The sequence below is a fragment of the Actinoplanes subglobosus genome (assembly GCF_042650585.1).
In the GTDB taxonomy this organism is placed as follows: Bacteria; Actinomycetota; Actinomycetes; order Mycobacteriales; family Micromonosporaceae; genus Actinoplanes; species Actinoplanes subglobosus.
The window spans coordinates 536,164-557,046 of the sequence record NZ_JBHSBL010000017.1; the positions used below are offsets into that span (position 1 = coordinate 536,164).

A 20,883-nucleotide genomic window follows, 5' to 3' on the forward strand; every position below is an offset into this window, starting at 1 on the left:
GGTTACGCTCGGCGCATGCTCCGTACCCTGTTTCTCGCCGCGGCCGGATCCGCCCGGCTCGGGCGGCTGGTCGAGTCCGCCCCCGTCAGCAAGGGGATCGTGCAGCGGTTCGTCGCCGGGCCGAGCGCCGACGAGGTTCTGCTGGTCAGCCGCGAGCTCGCCGACGACGGCCTGTCCGTCAGCCTCGATCATCTGGGCGAGGACACCCGGACGATAGAGCAGGCGGTGGCCACCCGCGACGAGTACGTCTCGGTTCTCGGCCGGCTCAAGGGCGCCGGGCTGACGCCGGCGGTCGAGGTGAGCGTCAAACTCTCGGCCCTGGGTCAGCGGATCGACGAGAAGCTGGCGTACGAGCACGCGCGCGCGATCTGTGCCGCGGCGGCCGAGGCGGGCACCACGGTGACCCTGGACGCCGAGGACCACAACACCACCGACGCGACCCTGGAGACGCTGGCCGAGCTGCGACGGGACTATCCGTCGACGGGGGCGGCGCTGCAGGCGTACCTGCGGCGGACCGAGGGGGACTGCCGCGAGCTGGCGACGGCCGGGTCCCGGGTGCGGCTGTGCAAGGGCGCCTACTCGGAGCCGGAGTCGGTGGCGTTCCAGTCCGCGCTGGACGTCGACAAGTCGTTCGTCCGCTGCCTCAACATCCTGATGTCGGGGGAGGGCTACCCGATGGTGGCCACCCACGACGCGCGGCTGATCGCGATCGCCGAGGACCGGGCCCGCTGGTTCGACCGCTCCACCGCGGAGTACGAGTTCCAGATGCTGCACGGGGTCCGCCCGGACGAGCAGGCCCGGCTGGTCGGCAGTGGTCACACGGTCCGGGTTCTGCTGCCCTACGGCCAGGAGTGGTATGCGTACCTGATGCGCCGCCTGGCCGACCGCCCGGCGAACGTCGGCTTTGTGGCACGAGCCGTCGCTTCTCGGAAATAACGGGCGAAATCACCATGGATCCGGCGTGTCGGGCTTGACTTTTTCTGGGCATTTCACGGAACGTATCGCGTTGGTCACAGCCGTATCGATACCGTTCTGATGACACGCACGTCATCCCCGCGGACTTCCGGGACCCTCCGGCCGCTTCCACCGCGGAGGATTGCGAAAGGATCGGTGCGACGCGATGACGGGTCCAGCCCAGACCGAGGAACGCCTCTCGGAGGTTCGTTTCCTGACAGTGGCCGAGGTGGCCGCGCTCATGCGGGTTTCCAAGATGACCGTCTACCGGCTCGTGCACGGCGGTGATCTCACCGCTGTCCGGGTCGGTCGTTCGTTCCGGGTGCCCGAGCACGCGGTACACGAATATCTGCGCGGCGCGTTCTCACAGAGCGCCTGACTCCCGGGGCCGTGTTGGCCCGGCTGGGGCATGCCGGTACGCTGGACCGGTTGGTTCCCGGGTCCACGCGTGCCGTTACGTTGGCGCCGCTGCTCCGGGCGCCGTCCCAGTCCGGTCCCGGCCGCGCGCCGGGCCACCCACATGGTTTCTCGAGAGGCTTTTCGTATGGGCTCCGTGGTCAAGAAGCGCCGCAAGCGTATGGCGAAGAAGAAGCACCGCAAGCTGCTGCGCAAGACCCGCGTCCAGCGTCGCCGTCTCGGCAAGTGATCGTCGGCCGGGATAAACTCCCGGCCACTGACGGCACTTGCCATCTGATCGAGGCCGCGCATCGAAGGGTGCCCCCGTGGTGACCTCACCGCCCAGCGTTGTCGTGGTCACCGGAGTCAGCCGTTATCTCGGCGCTCGGGTGGCCGCCCGCCTCGCCGCTGATCCTCGTATCGACCGTGTCGTCGGTCTGGATCCGCACGATCCGCCCGCACGCCTTCTGGGCCTGCTGGACGGGGTGGAGCGGATCCGGGCCGATGCGCGAGCGGCCACCGAGGCGATCGCCGATCTCGGCGCCGAGGCCGTCGTGCACCTGGCCATCACCAGCGTGCCCGACAGCCGGCACGGCGGCCGCGCGGCGATGAAGGAACAGAACGTCATCGGCACCATGCAGGTGCTGGCCGCCGCCCAGGGTGCTCCCGGGCTGCGCAAACTCGTGGTGCGTTCGTCCACGGCCGCCTACGGCGCCTCGTTCCGCGACCCCGCGGTCTTCACCGAGGACACCGAGCCCCGTGCGGTGCCGCGTGGCGCGTTCGCCCGCGACATCCTCGACGTCGAGGGCTACGTCCGTGGTTTCCGCCGCCGCCGGCCCGAGGTCGCGGCGACGGTCCTGCGCTTCGCCCCGATGATCAGCTCGTCCGCCGAGACGTCGCTGACCCGCTACTTCGCCCAGCCGGTGGTGCCCACCGTGCTCGGCCGTGACGCCCGGCTCCAGTTCGTGCACGTCGAGGACGCCCTGGAGGTCCTGCACCGCTCGGTGACCGAGGACCATCCGGGCACCTTCAACGTCGCCGGTTCCGGCGTTCTCATGCTGTCCCAGGCCGTGCGCCGGGCCGGCCGCGTGTCCCTGCCGCTGCCCGAGCCGGCCCTGTCCACCGGCGCGGCCCTGCTCCGCAATCTCGGCGTCGAGCAGATCGGCATGGACCAGATCGACCTGTTCGTGCACGGCCGAGTGGTCGACACGACCCGCCTGGTCAAGGAGTTCGGCTTCACCCCGCGCACCACCGCCGAGGCGTTCGACGAGTTCATCCGGGCACACGCGGCAGGCTCCACGCTCACCGCTGACCGGCTGGCCGCCGCGGAGACCGCGATCCTGGACGGCATCCGCCGGGTCCGTGCGGCGGCCGACGCCACGACGGCGGGACAGGAGACGCCGTGAGCCAGGACGAGTATCGCGACATGCTCCCCGGTCACACCGATTTCAAGCTGCCCGAGCCGCCGCCGGTCCAGCGGGTCAACGGCCGGCGCCCGATCCCGGAGAAGGGCGAGCCGATGCCCGAGCCGATGCCGGAGCCGGTGGCGGTGGCCGCCGGGCTGGACGTCTGGGACCAGCGGGTCGCCGACGGCCTGGCGTTCCTGCGCCGGCGGCTCGCCGGGGCGTACGAGGTGGACGAGTTCGGTTTCGACCCGGAGCTGGCCGAGACCCTCTTCCATCCGCTGCTGAAGATCCTTTATCGGGACTGGTTCCGGACCGAGGTGCTCGGCATCGAGAACGTGCCGTCCGAGGGCAGTGCCCTGGTCGTCGGCAACCACTCCGGCACGATCGCGCTGGACGCCCTGATGCTCACCGTGGGCCTGCGTGACAAGCACCCGCAGCAGCGTCACCTGCGGCTGCTCGGCGCCGACCTGGTGTTCCGGCTGCCACTGGCGAGTGAGCTGGCCCGCGCGGCCGGCGCCACCGTCGCCTGTAATCCGGACGCCGAGCGCCTGATGAACTCGGGCCAGCTGGTCGGTGTCTTCCCGGAGGGGTTCAAGGGCATCGGGAAGAAGTTCTCTGAGCGCTACAAGCTGCAGCGCTTCGGACGGGGTGGTTTCGTGTCGGCGGCGCTGCGCACCGGCACCCCGATCGTCCCGGTCGCGATCGTCGGCGCCGAGGAGATCTATCCGATCCTGGCCGATCTGAAGCCGCTGGCCCGTCTGCTCGGGATCCCGTACTTCCCGATCACGCCGACCTTCCCCTGGCTGGGGCCACTGGGCATGATCCCGCTGCCGAGCAAGTGGCTGATCCAGTTCTGCCCGCCGATCCCGACGGCGCACCTCACCGAGTTCGCGGACGATCCGCTCGTCGTCTACAACCTGGCCGACCAGGTCCGCGAGACGATCCAGGCCACGCTGCACGAGCTGCTGGAGAAGCGCCCCGACCCGTTCGGCCCGTGACCCCGGCGAGTGCCAACTTTCTGGAGGGGTCCTACGAACCGTCCTATAGTGACGATTGAGGGGCGGCCCCGGAGTCTCGATCTCCGGCACCGCCCCTCGCCATGCACTTGTCAGAAGAGCATGCGCTGTCAGAAGAGGTCGCCGAGCAGTCCTTCGAGGACACTGTCCTGGTCGGCCGGGTCGACGCCGGCCGGGTCCACCGTCTCCTCACCCAGCATCGGCGTGACCCCGTCGGTGGCCGTCGGTGTCGCCGACGGAGCTGCCGACTTTCCGGGCCGCACGGTCTGACCGGTCACGCCGGGCTCGGCGGAGGCGCCGGACTTGGCGGTCTTCGGCGTGACGGCCTGGCCGTTCTGCCGGTTCCCGGTCTTGGTCCCCTGACCGTTCTGCGACGACGACGCGTCCGTCTCGGTGGTCTCGTCCTCAGTCGCGCATTCGCGGAGCTTGGGCCCGAGCGCGTCGGACCCGGCCGGCGTGACCTTGTCGCAGCCGAGCCCGGTCCGCAACGTCTCGGCCCGCTTGACGACGTCCTCCAGCAGGCCGAGTGACGTGGTCGCCCGGTCCCGGTTGGCAGCCGAGAGCTTCTCCAGCGCCGGCGTGAACGTGGTGCGCTGGTCGTCGACGAATCCGTCCAGTGTGGCCAGCGGCTTGGTGTCCTGCTGGGACACCGCGGACGTGGTCAGCAGGCGGACGCCCTTGCGGGTGTCTGCGTCCATGTCGTCCAGGACCAGCGCGAAGTCGGACGCGTCGCCGCTCATCGCCATGGCCTCGGAGAGCCGGGTGCGCGCGAAGTCGAGCGACAGCTGACCGCGGGTGACGTCGGATCCGGCGATCGCCAGCTGGGCGCGCTCGGTCTGGCGTTTGACGCTGTACAGGACCTCGCCCGGTGAGGCGCTCTCACTGGCCGCGGAGATCCCGGAGACGGCCATCGCGCCGGCGGCCACGCCGATCACGATCGCTCCGCGGGCACGTATCCGGCGGCCGAACAGCGGCCGGCGGGCGGCGGGTTCGGCGACGGGCTCGGGATCGGCCTCGTCGGTGGTCCGCCCGATGCCGTCCCGCTCGGCGGTGGCGACCAGCATGGCGCGCAGGCCGACACGGAACTCGGAGTCGACCGGTGCGACGGGCCGTGCCGCGGAGAGCCGGTTGCTGATGGCGACCAGCCGGTTCATCTCCTCGTCGGCCTGCCCACGACTGTGGTGCCGACGAGGGCCGCCGGCGTCGTCGATGAGCTCCGCGAAGCGCTCGGCACTCCGGGAGTTCGGGAACGCGAACTTCACCGTGGGCACCTCCCCTCGCTCGTGACTGTCTCGCCGTCCTGACGGGCGGCGTCGGCGACCGGACCCTGTGTCACAGCCATGGGTCGCATCCGGACAAACGCGCGACACGCGGCCCCGGTTACGGGTGCCGGGCGGCGCCATCGGGTATCAGAGATCGACGACTCGTGACATCTGATCAAGATTGGAACCCGTCCGGCAGGAGCCGGTTCAGTGCCCGGACCGCCCGGTACTGAAGGGCCTTGATGGCACCCTCGTTCTTGCCCATGGTCTGCGCGGTCTCGGCGACCGAGAAGCCCTGCAGGAACCGGAGCACGATGCATTCCTGCTGTTCCGGGTTGAGCTGCTTGACCGCGGTGAGCAGGGCGACGTTGGTGATGTGATCGACCACCGCGGATTCCGGGCTGCCCTCCGGGCCCCGGTCCTCGCGGTCGGCGTCGAGCACGTCGCCGGTGGTCACCTCAAGGCGGTAGCGGCCGGACTTGAAGTGGTCGGCGACCAGGTTCCGGGCGATGGTGACCAGCCAGGCGCCGAGGTCACGGCCCTGCCAGGTGAAGCTGCCGATGCGCTTGAGGGCACGCAGGAACGTGTCCGACGTGAGGTCCTCGGCGAGCTGGCGGTTGCCGACCCGGAAATAGACGAACCGGAAGACCGTGTCCACATAGCGGTCGTAGATCAGCCCGAACGCCTCGGCCTCACCGGCCTGGGCCCGCTCGACCAGCGCCCACACCTCGGCGGCCGGGTCACCCCGGTCCGGACGGGCCTTCGGCGGCGGCGCGGACTCGGTGGGCGGGCCGGTGGTGCTCTGCGTCGGCAGGACGACGGTGTGTTCGCCGGGTGGCGTCTCGCCCTCGCCGAGGTTGGAGCGCTGTCCCGCGGTCGGCTGGGCCGGCGGCCGGGGTGCGGCGGGCCGGCCGCTCCCGAACTTCCCGTTCGCCGTGTTCGGGGAGGCGACCGCGGGAGGCCCGTTGGGCGTGCGGCGGCTGCCGGTCTGCTTGGAGCTGTCGCCCCGGATGGCGTTGACGATCATCCCCCCAGCCGTGTCGCGCAATGTGTTCAGGACGTCGCGGTGGTACGGCCCCTCCGCGTACACATGAGTCACTGCGCCTCCTCAGCCCGGCGGGCCTCCGATGACAGCGAATCCGTCCCGCCAGACGTGAATTCACCGTGATTCCGTGCGTTTTGGGGCACAGCGGCCTCCTCAGGACGAGGGTGGGTCACTCTTAACAAAAGTGGTCAATCACAGCAAAATGGGTGGGTAACCGGCGTATAGACCGGTCAACCTCACCCGTTGGTGTGTATTCCGTTACACAGTGCGGAAGTATTGCCGACTTCGGACACGCGGAGTCGCACAGTGTGTGCGCTGCGCGCAAAGCCGCGAATCGCGCCGAATACGGCAACCCTCGTCAAGGTCACCTTGACGGAACAAGCCGCTTTCAGGACGGACGGGCTGTCCGGCGTCCCGGTGACGGCCTGTTTGTGCCAGACTCGGGCCTCGTGGAGGAAACCGCCCGCGACGCGGTCGCCGAGGCCGCCGGCAGTCGTCCCGGCCACCCCGCGCTGATCGCCGGGGACACCGTTGTCACATGGTCGGAATTGGACACGCGCGTGTCCGCGGCCGCCCGCTGGATCGCGTCCCGCACCGAGCCGGGCGACCGTGTCGCACTGCTGCTCGGCAACACCGTCGATTTCGCCGTGGCCTATTTCGGCGTGCTGCGGGCCGGCCGTGTCGCGGTGCCGCTCAACCCCGGTTACACCGCCGACGAGCGCGATCACGCGATCACCGACTCGGGTGCCGTGCTGGTGGTCGACGGGCCTCCCGGGTCGGTGGAGACGGGTGCTCTGGCCGTACCCCGAAAAAATGATCTCGCGGTTTTGCTCTACACCTCGGGGACCAGCGGGCGCCCCAAGGGCGCCATGCTCACCCACGCCGCGCTCGCCGCGAACCATGACCAGCTGGACCGGATCGAGCCGCCCGTGGTCGGCCCGGACGACGTGGTGCTGCTCGCCGTGCCGTTCTTCCATGCCTATGGGTTGAACACCGGGCTCGGCATCGTCGCGCACCACGCGGCGACCGGGGTGCTGGCCGAGCGCTTCGAGCCGGAGGGTTCACTCGGCCTGATCGCCCGGCACGGGGTGACGGTCACCGTCGGCGTCCCCGGGATGTACCAGGCGTGGACCGCGGTCCCGTCGGCCGGCGAGGCGCTGAGCGGCGTGCGGACCGCGGTGTGCGGCGCGGCGCCGCTGGACACCGGCGTCGCGGCGCGCTTCCGGAAAATGACCGGCCGGGCGATCCTGATCGGGTACGGCCTGACCGAGACCGCCCCGGTGCTGACCACGACGGCGGTCAGCGACCGGGACAAGAGCGGCTCGATCGGCCGCCCGCTGCCCGGTGTCGAGCTGTTGCTGCGCACCACGGCCGGTGCCGAGTTGTGGCGGGACGGGACCGCTTCGGTCGACGAGGATCTGGAGTTCGCCGAGTCGGCCGGCACCGATCCGGGCGAGATCGTCGTGCGCGGGCCCAACCTCTTCGCCGGTTACTGGCCGGACGGCTCCGGCGGGCCCGATTCGGACGGCTGGTGGGCGACCGGGGACATCGCCTACGCCGACGGTGACGGTGACCTGGTGCTCGTCGACCGGATCGGCGAGTTGATCATGGTCAACGGGTTCAACGTCTACCCGGCCGAGATCGAGCGGGTGCTGCTCGCGCACCCGCGGGTGACCGGGGTGGCTGTGGTCGGCGTGCCGGACACCACGACCGGGCAGCGGCCGTACGCGTACGTCACGGTGTCCGGCGACCCCTCGCCGACCGCGACCGAGCTGCAGGTGCACTGCGCGGCCCGGCTGGCCCGGTTCAAACTGCCCGGTGTCGAGCTGGTGGACGAGCTGCCGCGGACGGCGATCGGCAAGGTACGGAAGAGGGACCTGTGAGACTGACCCTGATCAGCCGTGCGGGCTGCCACCTGTGCGAGGTGGCCGAGCAGACGCTGGACCGGATCGCGCCCGGCCAGTGGGTCAAGGTCGACGTGGACTCCGACATCGAGCTGGAGCGTGACTACGGCGACCGGGTGCCGGTGCTGCTGCTCGACGGCAAGGAGCACGGTTACTGGCGGATCGAGGAGGAGCGCCTCCTGCGGGATTTGGCTCGACAGCCGGGTGAGCCCCGCCTGTAGGTTCTGCGGGTGACAGCTAAGCATTTGGTCTGGGACTGGAACGGCACCCTTCTCGACGACCTGCACCTGGTCGTGTCCTCGACGAACGTCGCCTTCGCCTCGGCCGGTGGCCGTGACGTCGGCTCCGACGAGCACCGGCGGACCTTCCGGCGGCCGGTCGCCGACTTCTACGCCGAGATGCTCGGCCGGGCGATCGACGAGGAGGAGTTCGGCCGGCTGGACCGGATCTTCCATGACGCGTACCGCCTCGGGTTGACCGACGTCACGCTGGCCGCCGACGCGCTGGCAGCGATCAAGACCTGGCCGGGCAGCCAGTCGCTGCTATCCATGTGGTTCCACCACGAACTGGTCCCGGCGGTCGAGGGCCACGGCCTGACCGGTGTGTTCACCCGGATCGACGGGCTGCGGGCCGAGCTGGGCGGCGGTTTCAAGGCCGCGCACCTCGCCGCTCACCTGGCCGGACTCGGCGTCGAGGGCGGTGACGTGGTGATGATCGGTGATTCGCTCGACGACGCCGACGCGGCCGAGTCCGTCGGCGGGAGCGCGGTTCTCTACACGGGCGGGTTCACCGATCCCGCACGGTTGCGTGAATCCGGGCGTCCGGTCGCCGACACGCTGGTAGAGGCGGTAAAGATGGCCATGTCACTCTGAGCCGAGTGGCCCTGGCGGGGTTCGGAAGGTAATACTCGACAGGTCGGCCCGACTAACACAGCCGGGTCGATCTTGTCCAATTGTCCCGACAAGATCGCGATTTGTGCACGCCTTCACAAGCGCCTACTCTGTGACTCCGACGAGCCCCGCTACCACAGCCACCCCACGAGGGTTCCACCGGTATCGCACAGACGGGGCTCACCGCAGGTTCGCCTCGTCGGCACGGAGTCAGATGAGTCAGCAACGTCACGGAAGCACGCCCGGCGAAGCCGATGGCGTCCCGGCCTTCCCGGATCTGCCGGAGGCGACCATCGCGCGACTGCCTGAGTACCTTCGTGCCCTGCACCACCTCGCCGAAACGGGCGCGGAGACGGTGTCGAGCGAGGGTCTCGCCGCGGCCGCCGGGGTCAACTCGGCGAAACTCCGCAAGGATCTGTCGCACCTCGGTTCCTACGGCACGCGCGGCGTCGGTTACGACGTGGCCCTGCTCGTCGACCAGATCGAGTACATTCTCGGCCTCGACAAGAACCAGGCGGTCTGCCTGGTCGGCGTCGGCAACCTCGGGCACGCCCTGGCTGGTTACGCCGGGTTCGCGAGCCGCGGCTTCCGGGTGGTGGCGCTCTTCGACGCCGACCCGAACAAGGTGGGCGAGCAGATCAACGGCCTGACCGTGCAGCACACCGACGACCTGGAGCGGATCGCCGCCGAGGAGTCGATCGCGATCGGAGTCATCGCCACCCCGCCCGGCACCGCGCAGGCGGTCGCCGACGCGCTGGTCGCCGCGGGCGTGACAAGCATCCTCAATTTCGCCCCGGGGGTTCTGTCGGTGCCGTCCAACGTTGACGTGCGTAAAGTGGATCTCGCCATCGAGCTGCAGATCCTGTCGTTCCACGAGCACCGCAAGGCGTCGCTGACCGCGCTGCCCGGCGGCCGATCGCCCCAGCCCGCCAACGGCGATCAGGAGGCGGTCGGCTCGTGAACCTGCTCAGCATCGGTGCCTCGTATCGCACGGCTGACGTGGCGGTCCTGGAGCGTCTGGTCATTCCCGAGCCGGCCGTGGCCGACCTGCTCCAGCGCCTGGTCGCCCAGCCTTACGTGGGGGAGGCCGTCGTCGTCTCCACCTGCAACCGGGTCGAGGTCTACGCGGCGGTCAGCGGCTTCCACGGCGGTCTCGGCGACATCTGCAACGTCCTGGCCGAGCACTCTGGCATCCCCGCCACCGAGCTGGCCGGGCACCTCTACGTGCACTACGGCGAGGCGGCGGTCCGGCACTCGTTCCGGGTGTCGTCCGGCCTCGACTCGATGGTCGTCGGTGAGGCCCAGATCCTCGGTCAGCTGCGTGACGCGTACCACGCGGCCACCGAGGTCGACTCGGCCGGCCGCCTGCTGCACGAGCTGATGCAGCAGACCCTGCGTGTCGGCAAGCGGGCGCACGCCGAGACCGGCATCGACAAGGCCGGCCAGAGCGTCGTCACCGCCGCACTGGACGTGGCCGCCGAGCATCTCGGTGGCGACCTGACCGGCCGTTCCGCCCTGATCATCGGCGCCGGGGCGATGGGCTCGCTCTCGGTCGCCACACTCACCCGCAGCGGTGTCGGCCCCTTGCGGATCACCAACCGCAGCCACGAGCGGGCCGACCGGCTCGCCGAGGCCTACGGTGCCGTCGCGATCCCGTTCGAGCAGCTCGACGATGTGCTGCGCGAGGTCGACATCGTGGTGTGCGCCACCGCCTCCACCCAGCCGGTGCTCACCCGCGAGCGCCTGGAGCGGGTCGGCAAGGACCTGATCGTCCTCGACCTGGCTGTCCCGCGTGACGTGGCGCCGGACGCCGCCGGCCTGCCCGGCCTGACCGTGATCGACATCGACAGCCTGGCCGGCAGCCGCCGGACCAACCCGGCCGCGGCCGAGACGGCGGCTGTCGAGCAGATCGTCGTCGGCGAGGTGGAGAACTTCCTCGGCTGGCTCCGCGGTGCCGAGATCGCACCCACCGTGGCGGCGCTGCGCACCCGCGCCGAGGACGTGGTGTCGGCGGAGATGCGCAAGCTGATCTCCCGGCGACCGGAATTCACCGAGGAGCAGCGGGCGGATGTTTCCCGTACCCTGCACCGGGTCGTCCAGCAGTTGCTGCACTCACCCACCGTGCGGGTCCGCCAGCTCGCCGCCGAACCCGGCGGCGATCAGTACGCCGCACTGCTCCGTGAGCTGTTCGACCTGGACGTCCCGCTCGCCACCCAGGCCGACGCGGTACCTGAGATCGGGGGGAAAGCATGACGCTGCGTCTCGGCACGCGGGGAAGCGCTCTGGCGCTCACGCAGTCGCAGATGGTCGCCGACGCGCTGACCGCCGCCACCGGCCGCCCGGTCGAGCTGGTCCGGATCGTCACCCCCGGTGACCGTTCCGCCGCCCCGGTCGCCCAGCTCGGTGTGGGTGTGTTCGTCTCCGCGCTGCGCGACGCGCTGCTGGCCGGTGAGATCGATTTCGCTGTCCACTCGTACAAGGACCTGCCCACCGCCGAGCCCCCGAGCCTGCACATCGCGGCCGTGCCGGTGCGTGAGGACCCACGTGACGCCCTGATCGCCCGTGACGGTCTGACCCTCGCTGAGCTGCCGCCGGGCTCCACCATCGGCACCGGTGCGGTGCGCCGAATCGCGCAATTGACGGCTTTGGGCCTAGAGTTGCAGGTCACGCCGATCCGAGGGAACGTCGACTCGCGAATCGCCCGGGTACTAGGACCCGAGGCAGATCTCGATGCCGTCGTTCTCGCCCGGGCCGGAGTGGCACGTCTCGGCCGGTCCGCGGAGATCACCGAGACGCTCGACCCGATGCTCATGCTGCCCGCCCCGGCTCAGGGCGCGCTGGCCGTGGAGTGCCGGGCCGACGACACCGACCTGATCGAGTTGCTGTCCGTTCTCGATCATGCACCGACCCGCGCCGCCGTGATGGCGGAGCGGTCGATGCTGGCCACGCTGGAGGCCGGGTGCTCCGCCCCGGTCGCGGCACACGCCGAGATCGCCGAAGGTGATGACGGCGACGAGATTTACCTGCGCGGTGCGGTGATCAGCCCGGATGGGGTTCGAGCCATCCGACTGTCGCGCACCGGAACGCCCGCCGGCGCGGCGGAGATCGGCAAGGCGCTTGCCATCGATCTCCTCGACGCCGGAGCCGATACCCTGATGGGGAGCACAGAATGACCACCCGCACCGCCCGTAAGCCAGCCGGACGCATCGCGTTCATCGGCGCCGGACCCGGCGACCCGGAGCTGCTGACCCGCCGCGCGTATGCGGCGCTGACCGATGCCGACCAGGTGGTCTACGACCGCGGCGTGCCCGATTCCCTGCTCAGCGCGATCCGTTCCGACGCCAAGGAGGACGCGCAGTTCAGCCCGGCCGAGGGCGCTCCCGGCGACGTCGCCAAGGTGCTGCTCTCCGCGGCCAAGTCCGGCCTGTCGGCCGTGCACCTGGTCGCCGGTGACCCGTTCGGCCACGACTCGGTGGTCAAGGAGGTGCAGGCGGTCGCGCGGACCGCGGTGCACTTCGAGGTGATCCCGGGCATCGGCCAGGCCGAGGGTGTCGCCGCCTACGCCGGTGTGCCGCTGCCCGGCGTGCGGACCGCCGCCGACGTCGACGACGTCACCAGCCTCGACTTCGACGCGCTCGCCGCCGCCGCCCAGAAGGGCTCCTTCGCCGTGGCCGTGGATGCCGGTGACCTCGCCGCCGTCCGTGACGGGCTGCTCGCGGCCGGTGTCGAGCCGGGTGTCCCGGTCGGTGTGACCGGCGACGGCACCGGCGAGACGCAGTACACCACCACCTCGACGGTGGACAGCTTCGTCGCGGCGGCGCTCGGCTTCACCGGCCGGGTCGTCCTCACCGTCGGCGCCGACGTCGCCGAGCGCGACGCGCTGAGCTGGTGGGAGAACCGCCCGCTGTACGGCTGGAAGGTCCTCGTCCCGCGGACGAAGGAGCAGGCCGGCGCGATGTCCGCCCGGCTCCGTGCCTACGGCGCGATCCCGTGCGAGGTGCCGACCATCGCGGTCGAGCCGCCGCGTACCCCGGCGCAGATGGAGCGGGCCGTCAAGGGCCTGGTCGACGGCCGGTACGCGTGGGTCATCTTCACCTCGGTCAACGCGGTCCGCGCGGTCTGGGAGAAGTTCGGCGAGCACGGCCTCGACGCCCGTCACTTCGGTGGCGTGAAGATCGCCTGCATCGGTGAGGCCACCGCCGACGCGGTCCGCGCGTTCGGCATCCAGCCGGAGCTGATCCCGGCCGGTGAGCAGTCCTCCGACGGTCTGCTGGCCGAGTTCTCGCCGCACGACGAGATCCTCGACCCGGTCGGCCGGGTGCTGCTGCCGCGGGCCGACATCGCGACCGAGACCCTCGCGGCCGGGCTGATCGAGCGCGGCTGGGAGGTGGACGACGTCACGGCGTACCGGACGGTCCGCGCCGCCCCGCCGCCCGCCGAGATCCGCGACGCCATCAAGTCGGGCGGTTTCGACGCGGTGCTCTTCACCTCGTCCTCGACGGTCCGCAACCTGGTCGGCATCGCCGGCAAGCCGCACGCCCGTACGGTCGTCGCGGTGATCGGCCCGAAGACCGCCGAGACCGCCGTCGAGTTCGGCCTCCGGGTCGACACCCAGCCGCAGAACGCCTCGGTGCCCGACCTGGTCGAGGCGCTCGCCGAGTACGCTCTGGAGCTCCGCGAGAAGCTGGCCGCCATGCCGGCCAAGCAGCGCCGCGGCTCCAAGGTGCAGGGCCCGACGGCTCTCCGGTTCCGCTGACCCTCTGATGAAGGCGCGCCGTTTGCGAAAGCGGCGCGCTTCGTCGTTTCCGCAGCCTCAACCATTCTCGCGTAGCGATTCTCAGGAGTGCCGATGTCCTTCCCCGACATTCGCCCGCGTCGTCTCCGCCGCACCCCGGCCATCCGCCGCCTGGTCGAGGAGACCCGTCTCGCCCCGTCTGAGCTGGTCCTCCCGATGTTCCTCAAAGAGGGACTGACCGAGCCGAAACCGATCAGCTCCCTGCCCGGCGTCGTCCAGCACACCCGCGAGTCGCTGCGCAAGGCCGCGGCCGAGGCGGTCGCGGCGGGCGTCGGCGGCCTGATGCTCTTCGGCGTGCCGGACAACGCCAACAAGGACGCGACCGGCTCGGCGGGGCTCGACCCGGACGGCATCCTCAACGTCGGCCTCCGTGACCTCCGGGCCGAACTGGGCGACTCCACGGTCATCATGGGCGACCTGTGCCTCGACGAGTTCACCTCGCACGGCCACTGCGGTGTGCTGGCCGAGGACGGCTCGGTCGACAACGACGCGACGCTGGCGATCTACGGCGAGATGGCGGTCGCGCAGGCCGAGGCCGGCGCCCACATGGTCGGCCCGTCCGGCATGATGGACGGTCAGATCGGCGTGATCCGCAAGGCCCTCGACGCGGCCGGTCACCAGGACATCGCGATCCTCGCCTACTCGGCGAAATACGCGGGCGCTTTCTACGGCCCGTTCCGCGAGGCTGTCGAGTCGACGCTGCAGGGCGACCGTCGCCAGTACCAGCAGGACCCGCCGAACCTGCGCGAGGCGCTGCGCGAGGTCGACCTCGACGTCGCCGAGGGCGCCGACATCGTCATGGTCAAGCCGGCGCTGCCCTACCTGGACATCATCGCCGCGATCCGGGACCGGGTGACCGTGCCGGTCGCCGCCTACCAGGTCTCCGGCGAGTACGCGATGGTCGAGGCGGCCGCCGCCAACGGCTGGATCGACCGCGAGCGCGTCATCCTCGAATCGCTCACGTCGATCAAGCGCGCCGGCGCTCAGATCACCCTCACCTACTGGGCCGTCGAGGCGGCAAACCTCATTCAAAACCGCTGAGGGGTACGCCGTCGGCCGCCCCTCGCCGAACCACACCTCCCGTGGCTTCCACGCGACGCAGGCGGCCCTCCCGGCCGAAACGCGACCGCCGGGCTGAATCCGGTGGTCCGGGCCGCGCGTCACCGCCGCATCGCGCGTTATCCCGGCCGTCCGTCACCGCCGCGTCGCGTTCTCAGGGCCAGCCGCGGGGACCTACGCGGTCGGCTCCAGGGACTGGACCAGCTGGGTGACGTCGGCGATGTACTCGAACCAGTCACGGTCCGACTGATAGCCCAGCTCGGCGTTGACCTTGAGCATCGACTCGTTGTGCTGCGCGTTCCACGTCTGCACCTGACGCAGCGTCGGTTCGGCGGCCCGTAACTCGAACAGCATCCGCGCCTTGATCGCCCGGTCGATGCCGTAGCCACGGTGTTCCCGGACGACGATCGTGTCGTACTGATCGGCCCGCTCCGGGTGCTGTGCCGGGACGACCACCTCGGTCAGACCGGCCACACTGCCGGTCGCCTCGTGGATCGCCAGCACGATGTAAGGTTTCAGCCCGCGCCGGTGCAGAGTCTCCAACGACTCGCGCAGCCGCTGTGGATCCGACGAGCGCGGCGCCAGGTCCAGATCGTCGTCGTCACGTTGCGCCTCGGCTTTGGCCTGCGCATAGGCCGCCAGCAGATGATCCTGTGGGCCGCCCGGGTGGTACTCGATCCGGTAACCGGCGCTGATCCCGCTGGCCATCCCGCCGAGCGCCTGCCAGTCCACCGTGTCCAGGTTGAGGACGCTGCGGGTCTCCACATACTCCCGCTCGAAGCCGAGCGACTCGTAGAACGGGATCGCCGACGTGCCGCCGATCGCCTCGACGCCGATCGACGAGAAACCTTCCAGATAGGCGCGACGCGTCGCCACCGCCACCAGCTGCCGGCCCAGGCCGCGGCGCCGCAACTCGGGCCGGACCAGCACCTCGAGCACACCGATGTCCCCGAGCAGCAGGATGTTCACGTGCCCGAAGATCTTTCCCTCGCCTTCCGGGAGGCGATCGTCCTCGGCGATCCAGGTGATCCTGCGCTCGCCCGGCATGGTCTCGGCCAGATACTCCCTGACCTGCACGTCCCGCCAGGGTGGATCATCCGGGAGATCGACCGCCAAGACCGCGTTGACCGTCTCCACGAGCGAGTTGACCTCGGCCGCGGACGCGGAGCGGGGATCCCATTCACGCACCCTCACGGGTACATCGTGCCGTTTGTGAGACCTCCAGGGAAGTGCTGACCACGCAAAAGTACGGTTGCGCTCACTCAGCGTCGCGAAGATCGCCGATGTGTGCCTCGTTCGCCGGCGGTCCCCAGCGGACTCCTCGGGTCAGAGCTTGCTGCGCCGGCCGTAGTCGTCGGCGGTGGCATACACCTTCTGCGCGTAGGGGCGGACCGCGTTGTAGGACAGGATGGCGTCCCACCAGGAGTCCGGCCTGGACAGGTCGCGGCTGCCCTTGCACAGGTAGACCGCCGCCGTCAGGGCCGCGTCGTCGATGTCGTTCGGGTTGGCCACGCCGTCCCGGTCGGCGTCGATCGCCGTCTCCTTCCAGGTCGACGGGATGAACTGCATCGGCCCGATCGCCCGGTCATAGGTGGTGTCCTGGTCCAGCGCGCCCCGGTCGGTGTCGGTGATCAACTGGCGGCCACCCTGACCGTCCAGCGGCAGCCCGAGGATCGTCGGCTGCGCCACACCATCGGCGCCGAGGACCGCCCCGTTGAAACTGCCGTGCGAAGACTCCACCTTGCCGATCGCGGCGAGGGTGGTCCAGTCCAGGCGGCAGCCCGGGTTGGTCTGCGCGAGCACCAGCTCGGCATAGCCGTAGGCCTGCACCGCCACCACCGGGATACCGACCCGGGTCCCGACCTGCTCGGCCCAGGAGGCCAGCGCGTCGGCGGGCCGTGCGGCGTTCACCACGGGCGGGACCACACCCGGCAGGCCGGTGGTCACCCCGGGCAGCGGATTGTTCGGCGGCAGGGTCCCGGTGCCCGGCAGGGGCGCCTGGCCGCCGGGTGTCGCCCACTCGGCCGGAGGCACCGAACCCTGCGGATCCACGCCGAACGCCGGAGTGGCACTCGGCGTCGGCTTGGCCTCCAGCGCCTGGGGCACCAGATAGGCCCCGAATGTCCCGGCGAGCACGACGAGCGTCGCCACCAGAACGCCCGGAACCACAACCCGGCCGGTCGGCCCCCTGGTCCAGGTGTAGACAGCCCGCACACCACGACCGGTCGCCCGAAGAGGCCGCATCCGCCGCTTCTTGCTCCCCGGCGCCGCGCCCGTCGCGCCCGCGCCCGGAGCATCCGCGCCCGCGCCCGTCGCGCCCGCGCCCGGAGCGCCCGCGCCCGTCGCGCCCGCAGCCGTCGCGCCCGGAGCACTCGCACCCGCGGCCGCCGTGCCCGTGCCTGCCGTACCCGTGCCTGCCGTACCCGTGCCCGTGCCCGCCGTGCCTGTGCCTGCCGTGCCAGCAACTGCGGCGCCCGCCCCCGCGGCTTCCGTGCCTGGCATGCCCGCGGGTTCTGCCGTGCCTGTAGTCGGCGTCGCCCCTGCCGGCGTCGCTGTACCGACGGTCGGTACCGCGCCCACGGTCGGCGCTGCCCCCACCGTCGGCGCGGCTCCCGCCGCCGGTGCGGCACCGACTGGCGGCTCCGAGCCCGTCTTGGCCTCTCCGGCCTCGGTCTTGTCGCCGCCGGGGGTGGCCGGCGTGTCGGCACGCGCCTCAGCGACCGCTTCCTCAGGCGAGGTCGTCTCGGGCGAGGTCTTGTCGGTGCCGCCGGTCCGCTGCGCCGGGATGAGTTTTCTGGCGGCGGCCTGCTCCGCGGGCGCGGGAGCGGCGGGCTCGGCAGCCGACTCCTCCGGGATGCCCGGGGCCGCACCGGAACTGCCCAGCGGACCGCCCTGATGCGGCGCCGCGGAACGCAGCTCCGGCCGCTCTGCTGGGATGTTCGACGCCTCCACCACGGGTCGACCCTACCCGCCGGAAACCACTCTCGGGAGGGACGCCGACCGCCTGTGGACAACGCCTCGGCAACGGTCCGGCAACTCCTCTCCGAACTCCCCGTGCACGGCCCACCGCACGGGCCCTACGCTGGTCGGATGCCGCGTTATGAGTTCCGGTGCCGCGCGTGCGGCGCCACGTTCGAAGTCAGCCGTCCGATGCGTGCGGCGGCTGACCCGGCGGACTGCCCGCAGGGGCACGCCGACACCGTCAAGCTCCTGTCCACAGTCGCCGTCACCGGCCGTGGCGGCACGGCCACGCCGGCGCCGTCCGGCGGCGGTGGTGGCGGCTGTTGCGGCGGAGGATGCGGCTGCTGACACCACCCCGGGCCGCCCCGCTGTCGACTTCGGCCGGTGACCTTTTCCTCGCTCCTGGTGGCGATTCGTTGCCCCGTACGTGTACTCCCGGACGTCGCCGCGGTTTTGGCCGCGCGCGGCGTTTCCGCGTTCGATCTCTTTCGTTACGAGACGCGTAGTCCCGTATGCCTCCGGTCGATGTCGTGATCACGATGTCCTCCGTAAGGGGTCGTCCATGGCGGGCACACGATTACCGTCCGTTTCTACGATGGGCGGTGACGCAGAGATACGGCACCATCATTCGCGACTTCCCAAAGGGGGCGGAGGTTCCACCGTGTCGGGACGGATCGAGCTACCCAGTGGCCTGGTGACCTTTATGTTCACCGACATCGAGGGCTCGACACGACTTGCCCGGATGCTCGGTGAGGCATACCGGAGCGTTCTCGGAGCGCATCGGGCAGTGCTACGGGGTGTATTCGAAGACTTCGGTGGTGTCGAGCTCCTCACGGAGGGTGACTCCTTTTTCGTAGCCTTCTCGAATGCCGACGCGGCCCTCGCGGCATGCGTCGAAGCACAGCGCCGACTGTCCGCACACGACTGGCCGCGACCCGACGCGGTACCCCGCGTCCGGATGGGACTGCACACCGGTCGCGCCGTTCCGATCGGCCAGGAATACGCCAGTGCCGAGGTGCACCGGGCCGCCCGGGTGTCCGCTGCCGCACATGGTGGCCAGGTGCTCTGCTCGGAGGCCACCGCCCTCGCGGTCACCGCCACTTACGCCGCCACGACCGGCGGATCGACCGGTGCCGCTGCCGCCGCCACCCTCGCCACCGTCGACCTGCTGGACCTCGGCGCCTACCGGCTGCGCGGCTTCGACGACGACGAGCGGCTGTTCCAGGTGATGGCGCCCGGGCTGGAACGGGACTTCCCGCACCCACGGACCGCCCAGGCGCCCCGGCACAACCTTCCGGCCGAGCACACGCCGTTCGTCGGCCGCCGCACCGAGCTGACCGATCTGGCCGGGCTGATCAGTCACCACCGCCTGGTCACGGTCGTCGGTCCCGGCGGATCCGGGAAGACGCGCCTCGCTCATGCCGTGGCCGAGCAGCTGCTTCCGGCGTACCCCGGCGGTGTTTGGACGATCGATGCCGCCGCCGCGGTGAAAGGCCTGCCCGCCGCATTGGCCGCGGCCCTCGGCCTGCGCCCCGAACCGGGCCGGCCGATGATCGACACGCTGGTCGAGGGGTGCGCCGAGCGGCGCATGCTGGTCGTGCTGCAGACCTGTGACGCCGCGCCCGCGCTGACCGCCACCTTCGTCCACCGGCTCCTCAGCCGCTGCCGCCGTCTCGACGTCGTGGCCACCGGCCGGGCACCGCTGGCGCTGGCCGGCGAGACCGTGTGGCGGATCCCGCCGCTCGTGCCGGCCGACGCGTTCGCCCTGCTCCGTGACCGGGCGGCGGCCGCGCAGGGCGGGCAGCCGGGCGACGGCGACCCGCAGCTGGCCCGGCTCGCCGCCCGCCTCGAAGGGTCACCGCTGGCGATCCAGCTGGCTGCCGCCCGGTTGCGGCTGCTCCCGGCCGAACAGCTGGCTCGCCGCCTCGACGACCCGCTCGGCGCGCTGGACAACGACGCCGCGGGCGACGGCCGGCACGCCAGCCTCGCCAACAACCTGACCTGGTCCTACCGCACCCTCGGCCGCCGGGCCGCCGAACTGCTGCGCCGTCTCGCCGTCTTCGCCGGCCCGGTCGACCTCGCGACCGTCGAGTGGTTCGACCCGGAGGCCCTCAGCGCCCTCTCCGAACTCGCCGACAAGTCGCTCGTCGACGTCACGCCCGGGCCGCGGTACCGGCTGTCCGAGCAGGTCCGTGCCTATGCGCTGCGCCGTCTCGCCGCGACCGGCGACGAACCGGCCGCCCGCGACCGCCACCTCACCTGGTCGCTGAACGCCCTGGACCGGATCACCGCCGACACCGAGAACCAGGTGCGCCCGCTCTCCCTCACCGAGCTGAGCCCCTGGGTCGCCGAATGGCAGGGCGCCCTCCGGTGGGCCGCCGAGACCGGCGACGTGGCAGCCGGTCTACGGCTGGCCGCCGCGCTCGACCCCTGGTGGCGCGAACACGGCGACACCCGTTCCGGCCGGCAGTTGCTCGCCGCCCTCTACCCGCACCTGCCGGCCGACGTGCCCGCGACGGACCTGGCCACGGGCTACCTGGTGCACGCCGGCCTCACCACCGACCGAACCGAGCGCGAACGCCTCCTGGCCCTCGCCGAAGCCACGGCCGAGGCGGCGGCGGGCGTCACCACGCCGGCCGGCCCGGTTGCTGCGGACCTCACCGCGGAGGCGGGCCCGGTTGCGGGGGACCTCACCGCGGAGGCGGGCCCGGTTGCGGGGGACCTCACCGCGGAGGCGGGCCCGGTTGCGGCGGACGACGCGCCGGCGATCCGTGCCGCGGCCGAGATGATCGCCGTGCAGGAGGCGGCCGAGGCCGAGCGGTCCGCCGACCCGGCGCTGCCGCTCCGTATCCGGGTCGCCCGCGTGGCGCTGACCGGCGGTGATTCCGCGACCGCCGAGCAGGACTGCCGAGACGTGATCGCCGTGGCCGAGCGCGGCGGTGTCCCGGCCACCGCCTTCCCTGCCGTCCTCACGCTCGCCGAGTTGCTCTGGCGCCGTGAGGCCCTGACCGAGGCCGCCGACCTGCTGGGCGCCTCCCGCCATCTGGAGGCGGCGCGCCCCGAGGACCGTGGCCGCCGTGCAGTCGACTGGCTGTTGGGTATGGTCGCGCTTCGCCGCGGTGACCTGGTCGCCGCCCATGATCATCTGGTGGTGGCGTTGCGGTCCCGGTTGCGGCACGGCTTCCGGGGTGCGGC

At 71.1% G+C, this 20,883-nt stretch carries 18 protein-coding genes and 1 pseudogene; 15 read left to right on the top strand and 4 right to left on the bottom strand.

Annotation, left to right across the window (positions count from 1 at the left end):
- The first annotated feature begins 15 nt into the window (after positions 1-15).
- From ACFO0C_RS20425 to ACFO0C_RS20445, 5 genes are all read left to right on the top strand, one after another.
- Complete coding sequence (locus tag ACFO0C_RS20425) at positions 16-936, top strand: proline dehydrogenase family protein (RefSeq protein ID WP_378068229.1); 921 nt, start codon at positions 16-18, stop codon at positions 934-936.
- A gap of 184 nt (positions 937-1,120) precedes the next feature.
- Positions 1,121-1,333: a helix-turn-helix domain-containing protein gene (locus ACFO0C_RS20430; protein ID WP_014447695.1), complete on the top strand. Its 213-nt coding sequence runs from the start codon at positions 1,121-1,123 to the stop codon at positions 1,331-1,333.
- 165 nt (positions 1,334-1,498) lie between these two features.
- A complete protein-coding gene (locus ACFO0C_RS20435; protein ID WP_007465623.1) occupies positions 1,499-1,600 on the top strand; it encodes a 30S ribosomal protein bS22 in 102 nt (33 codons plus the stop codon).
- Between the two features lie 76 nt (positions 1,601-1,676).
- Positions 1,677-2,756 (top strand): NAD-dependent epimerase/dehydratase family protein, encoded by a 1,080-nt coding sequence (locus tag ACFO0C_RS20440; RefSeq protein ID WP_378068230.1) that lies wholly within the window; start codon positions 1,677-1,679, stop codon positions 2,754-2,756.
- Positions 2,753-3,754, top strand: coding sequence for a lysophospholipid acyltransferase family protein (locus ACFO0C_RS20445; RefSeq protein ID WP_378068231.1), 1,002 nt, complete (start codon positions 2,753-2,755; stop codon positions 3,752-3,754). The genes ACFO0C_RS20440 and ACFO0C_RS20445 overlap by 4 nt, the downstream gene beginning before the upstream one ends.
- A gap of 128 nt (positions 3,755-3,882) precedes the next feature.
- Here ACFO0C_RS20445 and ACFO0C_RS20450 read toward each other — a convergent pair whose 3' ends face one another.
- Together ACFO0C_RS20450 and ACFO0C_RS20455 are read right to left on the bottom strand one after the other, a co-directional pair.
- The gene (locus ACFO0C_RS20450; RefSeq protein ID WP_378068232.1) at positions 3,883-5,034 is read right to left on the bottom strand and encodes a DUF5667 domain-containing protein; all 1,152 of its coding nucleotides are present in this window, start codon (positions 5,032-5,034) and stop codon (positions 3,883-3,885) included.
- A 175-nt stretch (positions 5,035-5,209) separates the two neighbouring features.
- Positions 5,210-6,133, bottom strand: a complete 924-nt coding sequence (locus ACFO0C_RS20455; protein WP_378068233.1) for an ECF subfamily RNA polymerase sigma factor, BldN family — start codon at positions 6,131-6,133, stop codon at positions 5,210-5,212.
- 395 nt (positions 6,134-6,528) lie between these two features.
- Between ACFO0C_RS20455 and ACFO0C_RS20460 the strand changes: the two genes are divergently transcribed.
- The 8 genes from ACFO0C_RS20460 to hemB all read left to right on the top strand — a co-directional run bounded on the left by ACFO0C_RS20460 (position 6,529) and on the right by hemB (position 14,709).
- Entirely contained in the window at positions 6,529-7,962 is a 1,434-nt protein-coding gene (locus ACFO0C_RS20460; RefSeq protein WP_378068234.1) for a class I adenylate-forming enzyme family protein, read from the top strand.
- Positions 7,959-8,204: a glutaredoxin family protein gene (locus ACFO0C_RS20465; protein ID WP_378068235.1), complete on the top strand. Its 246-nt coding sequence runs from the start codon at positions 7,959-7,961 to the stop codon at positions 8,202-8,204. Before ACFO0C_RS20460 ends, ACFO0C_RS20465 begins: the two co-directional genes overlap by 4 nt.
- A gap of 9 nt (positions 8,205-8,213) precedes the next feature.
- Positions 8,214-8,855, top strand: coding sequence for an HAD family hydrolase (locus tag ACFO0C_RS20470; RefSeq protein ID WP_378068236.1), 642 nt, complete (start codon positions 8,214-8,216; stop codon positions 8,853-8,855).
- A 232-nt stretch (positions 8,856-9,087) separates the two neighbouring features.
- The gene (locus ACFO0C_RS20475) at positions 9,088-9,834 is read left to right on the top strand and encodes a redox-sensing transcriptional repressor Rex (protein WP_378068237.1); all 747 of its coding nucleotides are present in this window, start codon (positions 9,088-9,090) and stop codon (positions 9,832-9,834) included.
- A complete protein-coding gene (locus ACFO0C_RS20480) occupies positions 9,831-11,126 on the top strand; it encodes a glutamyl-tRNA reductase (RefSeq protein WP_378068238.1) in 1,296 nt (431 codons plus the stop codon). Before ACFO0C_RS20475 ends, ACFO0C_RS20480 begins: the two co-directional genes overlap by 4 nt.
- Entirely contained in the window at positions 11,123-12,046 is a 924-nt protein-coding gene (hemC, locus tag ACFO0C_RS20485) for a hydroxymethylbilane synthase (RefSeq protein ID WP_378068239.1), read from the top strand. The genes ACFO0C_RS20480 and hemC overlap by 4 nt, the downstream gene beginning before the upstream one ends.
- Positions 12,043-13,629, top strand: a complete 1,587-nt coding sequence (locus ACFO0C_RS20490; protein WP_378068240.1) for a bifunctional uroporphyrinogen-III C-methyltransferase/uroporphyrinogen-III synthase — start codon at positions 12,043-12,045, stop codon at positions 13,627-13,629. The genes hemC and ACFO0C_RS20490 overlap by 4 nt, the downstream gene beginning before the upstream one ends.
- 93 nt (positions 13,630-13,722) lie before the next feature.
- The gene (gene hemB, locus ACFO0C_RS20495) at positions 13,723-14,709 is read left to right on the top strand and encodes a porphobilinogen synthase (protein ID WP_378068241.1); all 987 of its coding nucleotides are present in this window, start codon (positions 13,723-13,725) and stop codon (positions 14,707-14,709) included.
- A 192-nt stretch (positions 14,710-14,901) separates the two neighbouring features.
- Here the strand turns inward: hemB and ACFO0C_RS20500 are convergent, their stop codons facing one another.
- Together ACFO0C_RS20500 and ACFO0C_RS20505 are read right to left on the bottom strand one after the other, a co-directional pair.
- Positions 14,902-15,921 carry a GNAT family N-acetyltransferase gene (locus ACFO0C_RS20500; RefSeq protein WP_378068242.1) on the bottom strand — a complete coding sequence of 340 codons (1,020 nt, stop codon included), beginning with the start codon at positions 15,919-15,921 and terminating at the stop codon, positions 14,902-14,904.
- A 132-nt stretch (positions 15,922-16,053) separates the two neighbouring features.
- A pseudogene (locus ACFO0C_RS20505) lies at positions 16,054-16,869 on the bottom strand (lytic murein transglycosylase); the annotation flags it as partial.
- Between the two features lie 948 nt (positions 16,870-17,817).
- Here ACFO0C_RS20505 and ACFO0C_RS20510 point away from each other — a divergent pair.
- Together ACFO0C_RS20510 and ACFO0C_RS20515 are read left to right on the top strand one after the other, a co-directional pair.
- Positions 17,818-18,036, top strand: coding sequence for an FmdB family zinc ribbon protein (locus tag ACFO0C_RS20510; RefSeq protein ID WP_378068244.1), 219 nt, complete (start codon positions 17,818-17,820; stop codon positions 18,034-18,036).
- Positions 18,037-18,349: 313 nt separating this feature from the next.
- Positions 18,350-20,883 (top strand): ATP-binding protein (locus tag ACFO0C_RS20515; RefSeq protein ID WP_378068245.1); only part of this gene is annotated, 2,534 nt, incomplete at its 3' end.

What these genes read in the sequence shown, in the direction of transcription:
- ACFO0C_RS20425 (WP_378068229.1), top strand. Translation starts at nt 16, where the DNA reads ATGCTCCGTACCCTGTTTCTCGCCGCGGCCGGATCCGCCCGGCTCGGG.
- ACFO0C_RS20430 (WP_014447695.1), top strand. Translation starts at nt 1,121, where the DNA reads ATGACGGGTCCAGCCCAGACCGAGGAACGCCTCTCGGAGGTTCGTTTC.
- ACFO0C_RS20435 (WP_007465623.1), top strand. Translation starts at nt 1,499, where the DNA reads ATGGGCTCCGTGGTCAAGAAGCGCCGCAAGCGTATGGCGAAGAAGAAG.
- ACFO0C_RS20475 (WP_378068237.1), top strand. Translation starts at nt 9,088, where the DNA reads ATGAGTCAGCAACGTCACGGAAGCACGCCCGGCGAAGCCGATGGCGTC.
- hemC (WP_378068239.1), top strand. Translation starts at nt 11,123, where the DNA reads ATGACGCTGCGTCTCGGCACGCGGGGAAGCGCTCTGGCGCTCACGCAG.
- ACFO0C_RS20490 (WP_378068240.1), top strand. Translation starts at nt 12,043, where the DNA reads ATGACCACCCGCACCGCCCGTAAGCCAGCCGGACGCATCGCGTTCATC.
- hemB (WP_378068241.1), top strand. Translation starts at nt 13,723, where the DNA reads ATGTCCTTCCCCGACATTCGCCCGCGTCGTCTCCGCCGCACCCCGGCC.
- ACFO0C_RS20510 (WP_378068244.1), top strand. Translation starts at nt 17,818, where the DNA reads ATGCCGCGTTATGAGTTCCGGTGCCGCGCGTGCGGCGCCACGTTCGAA.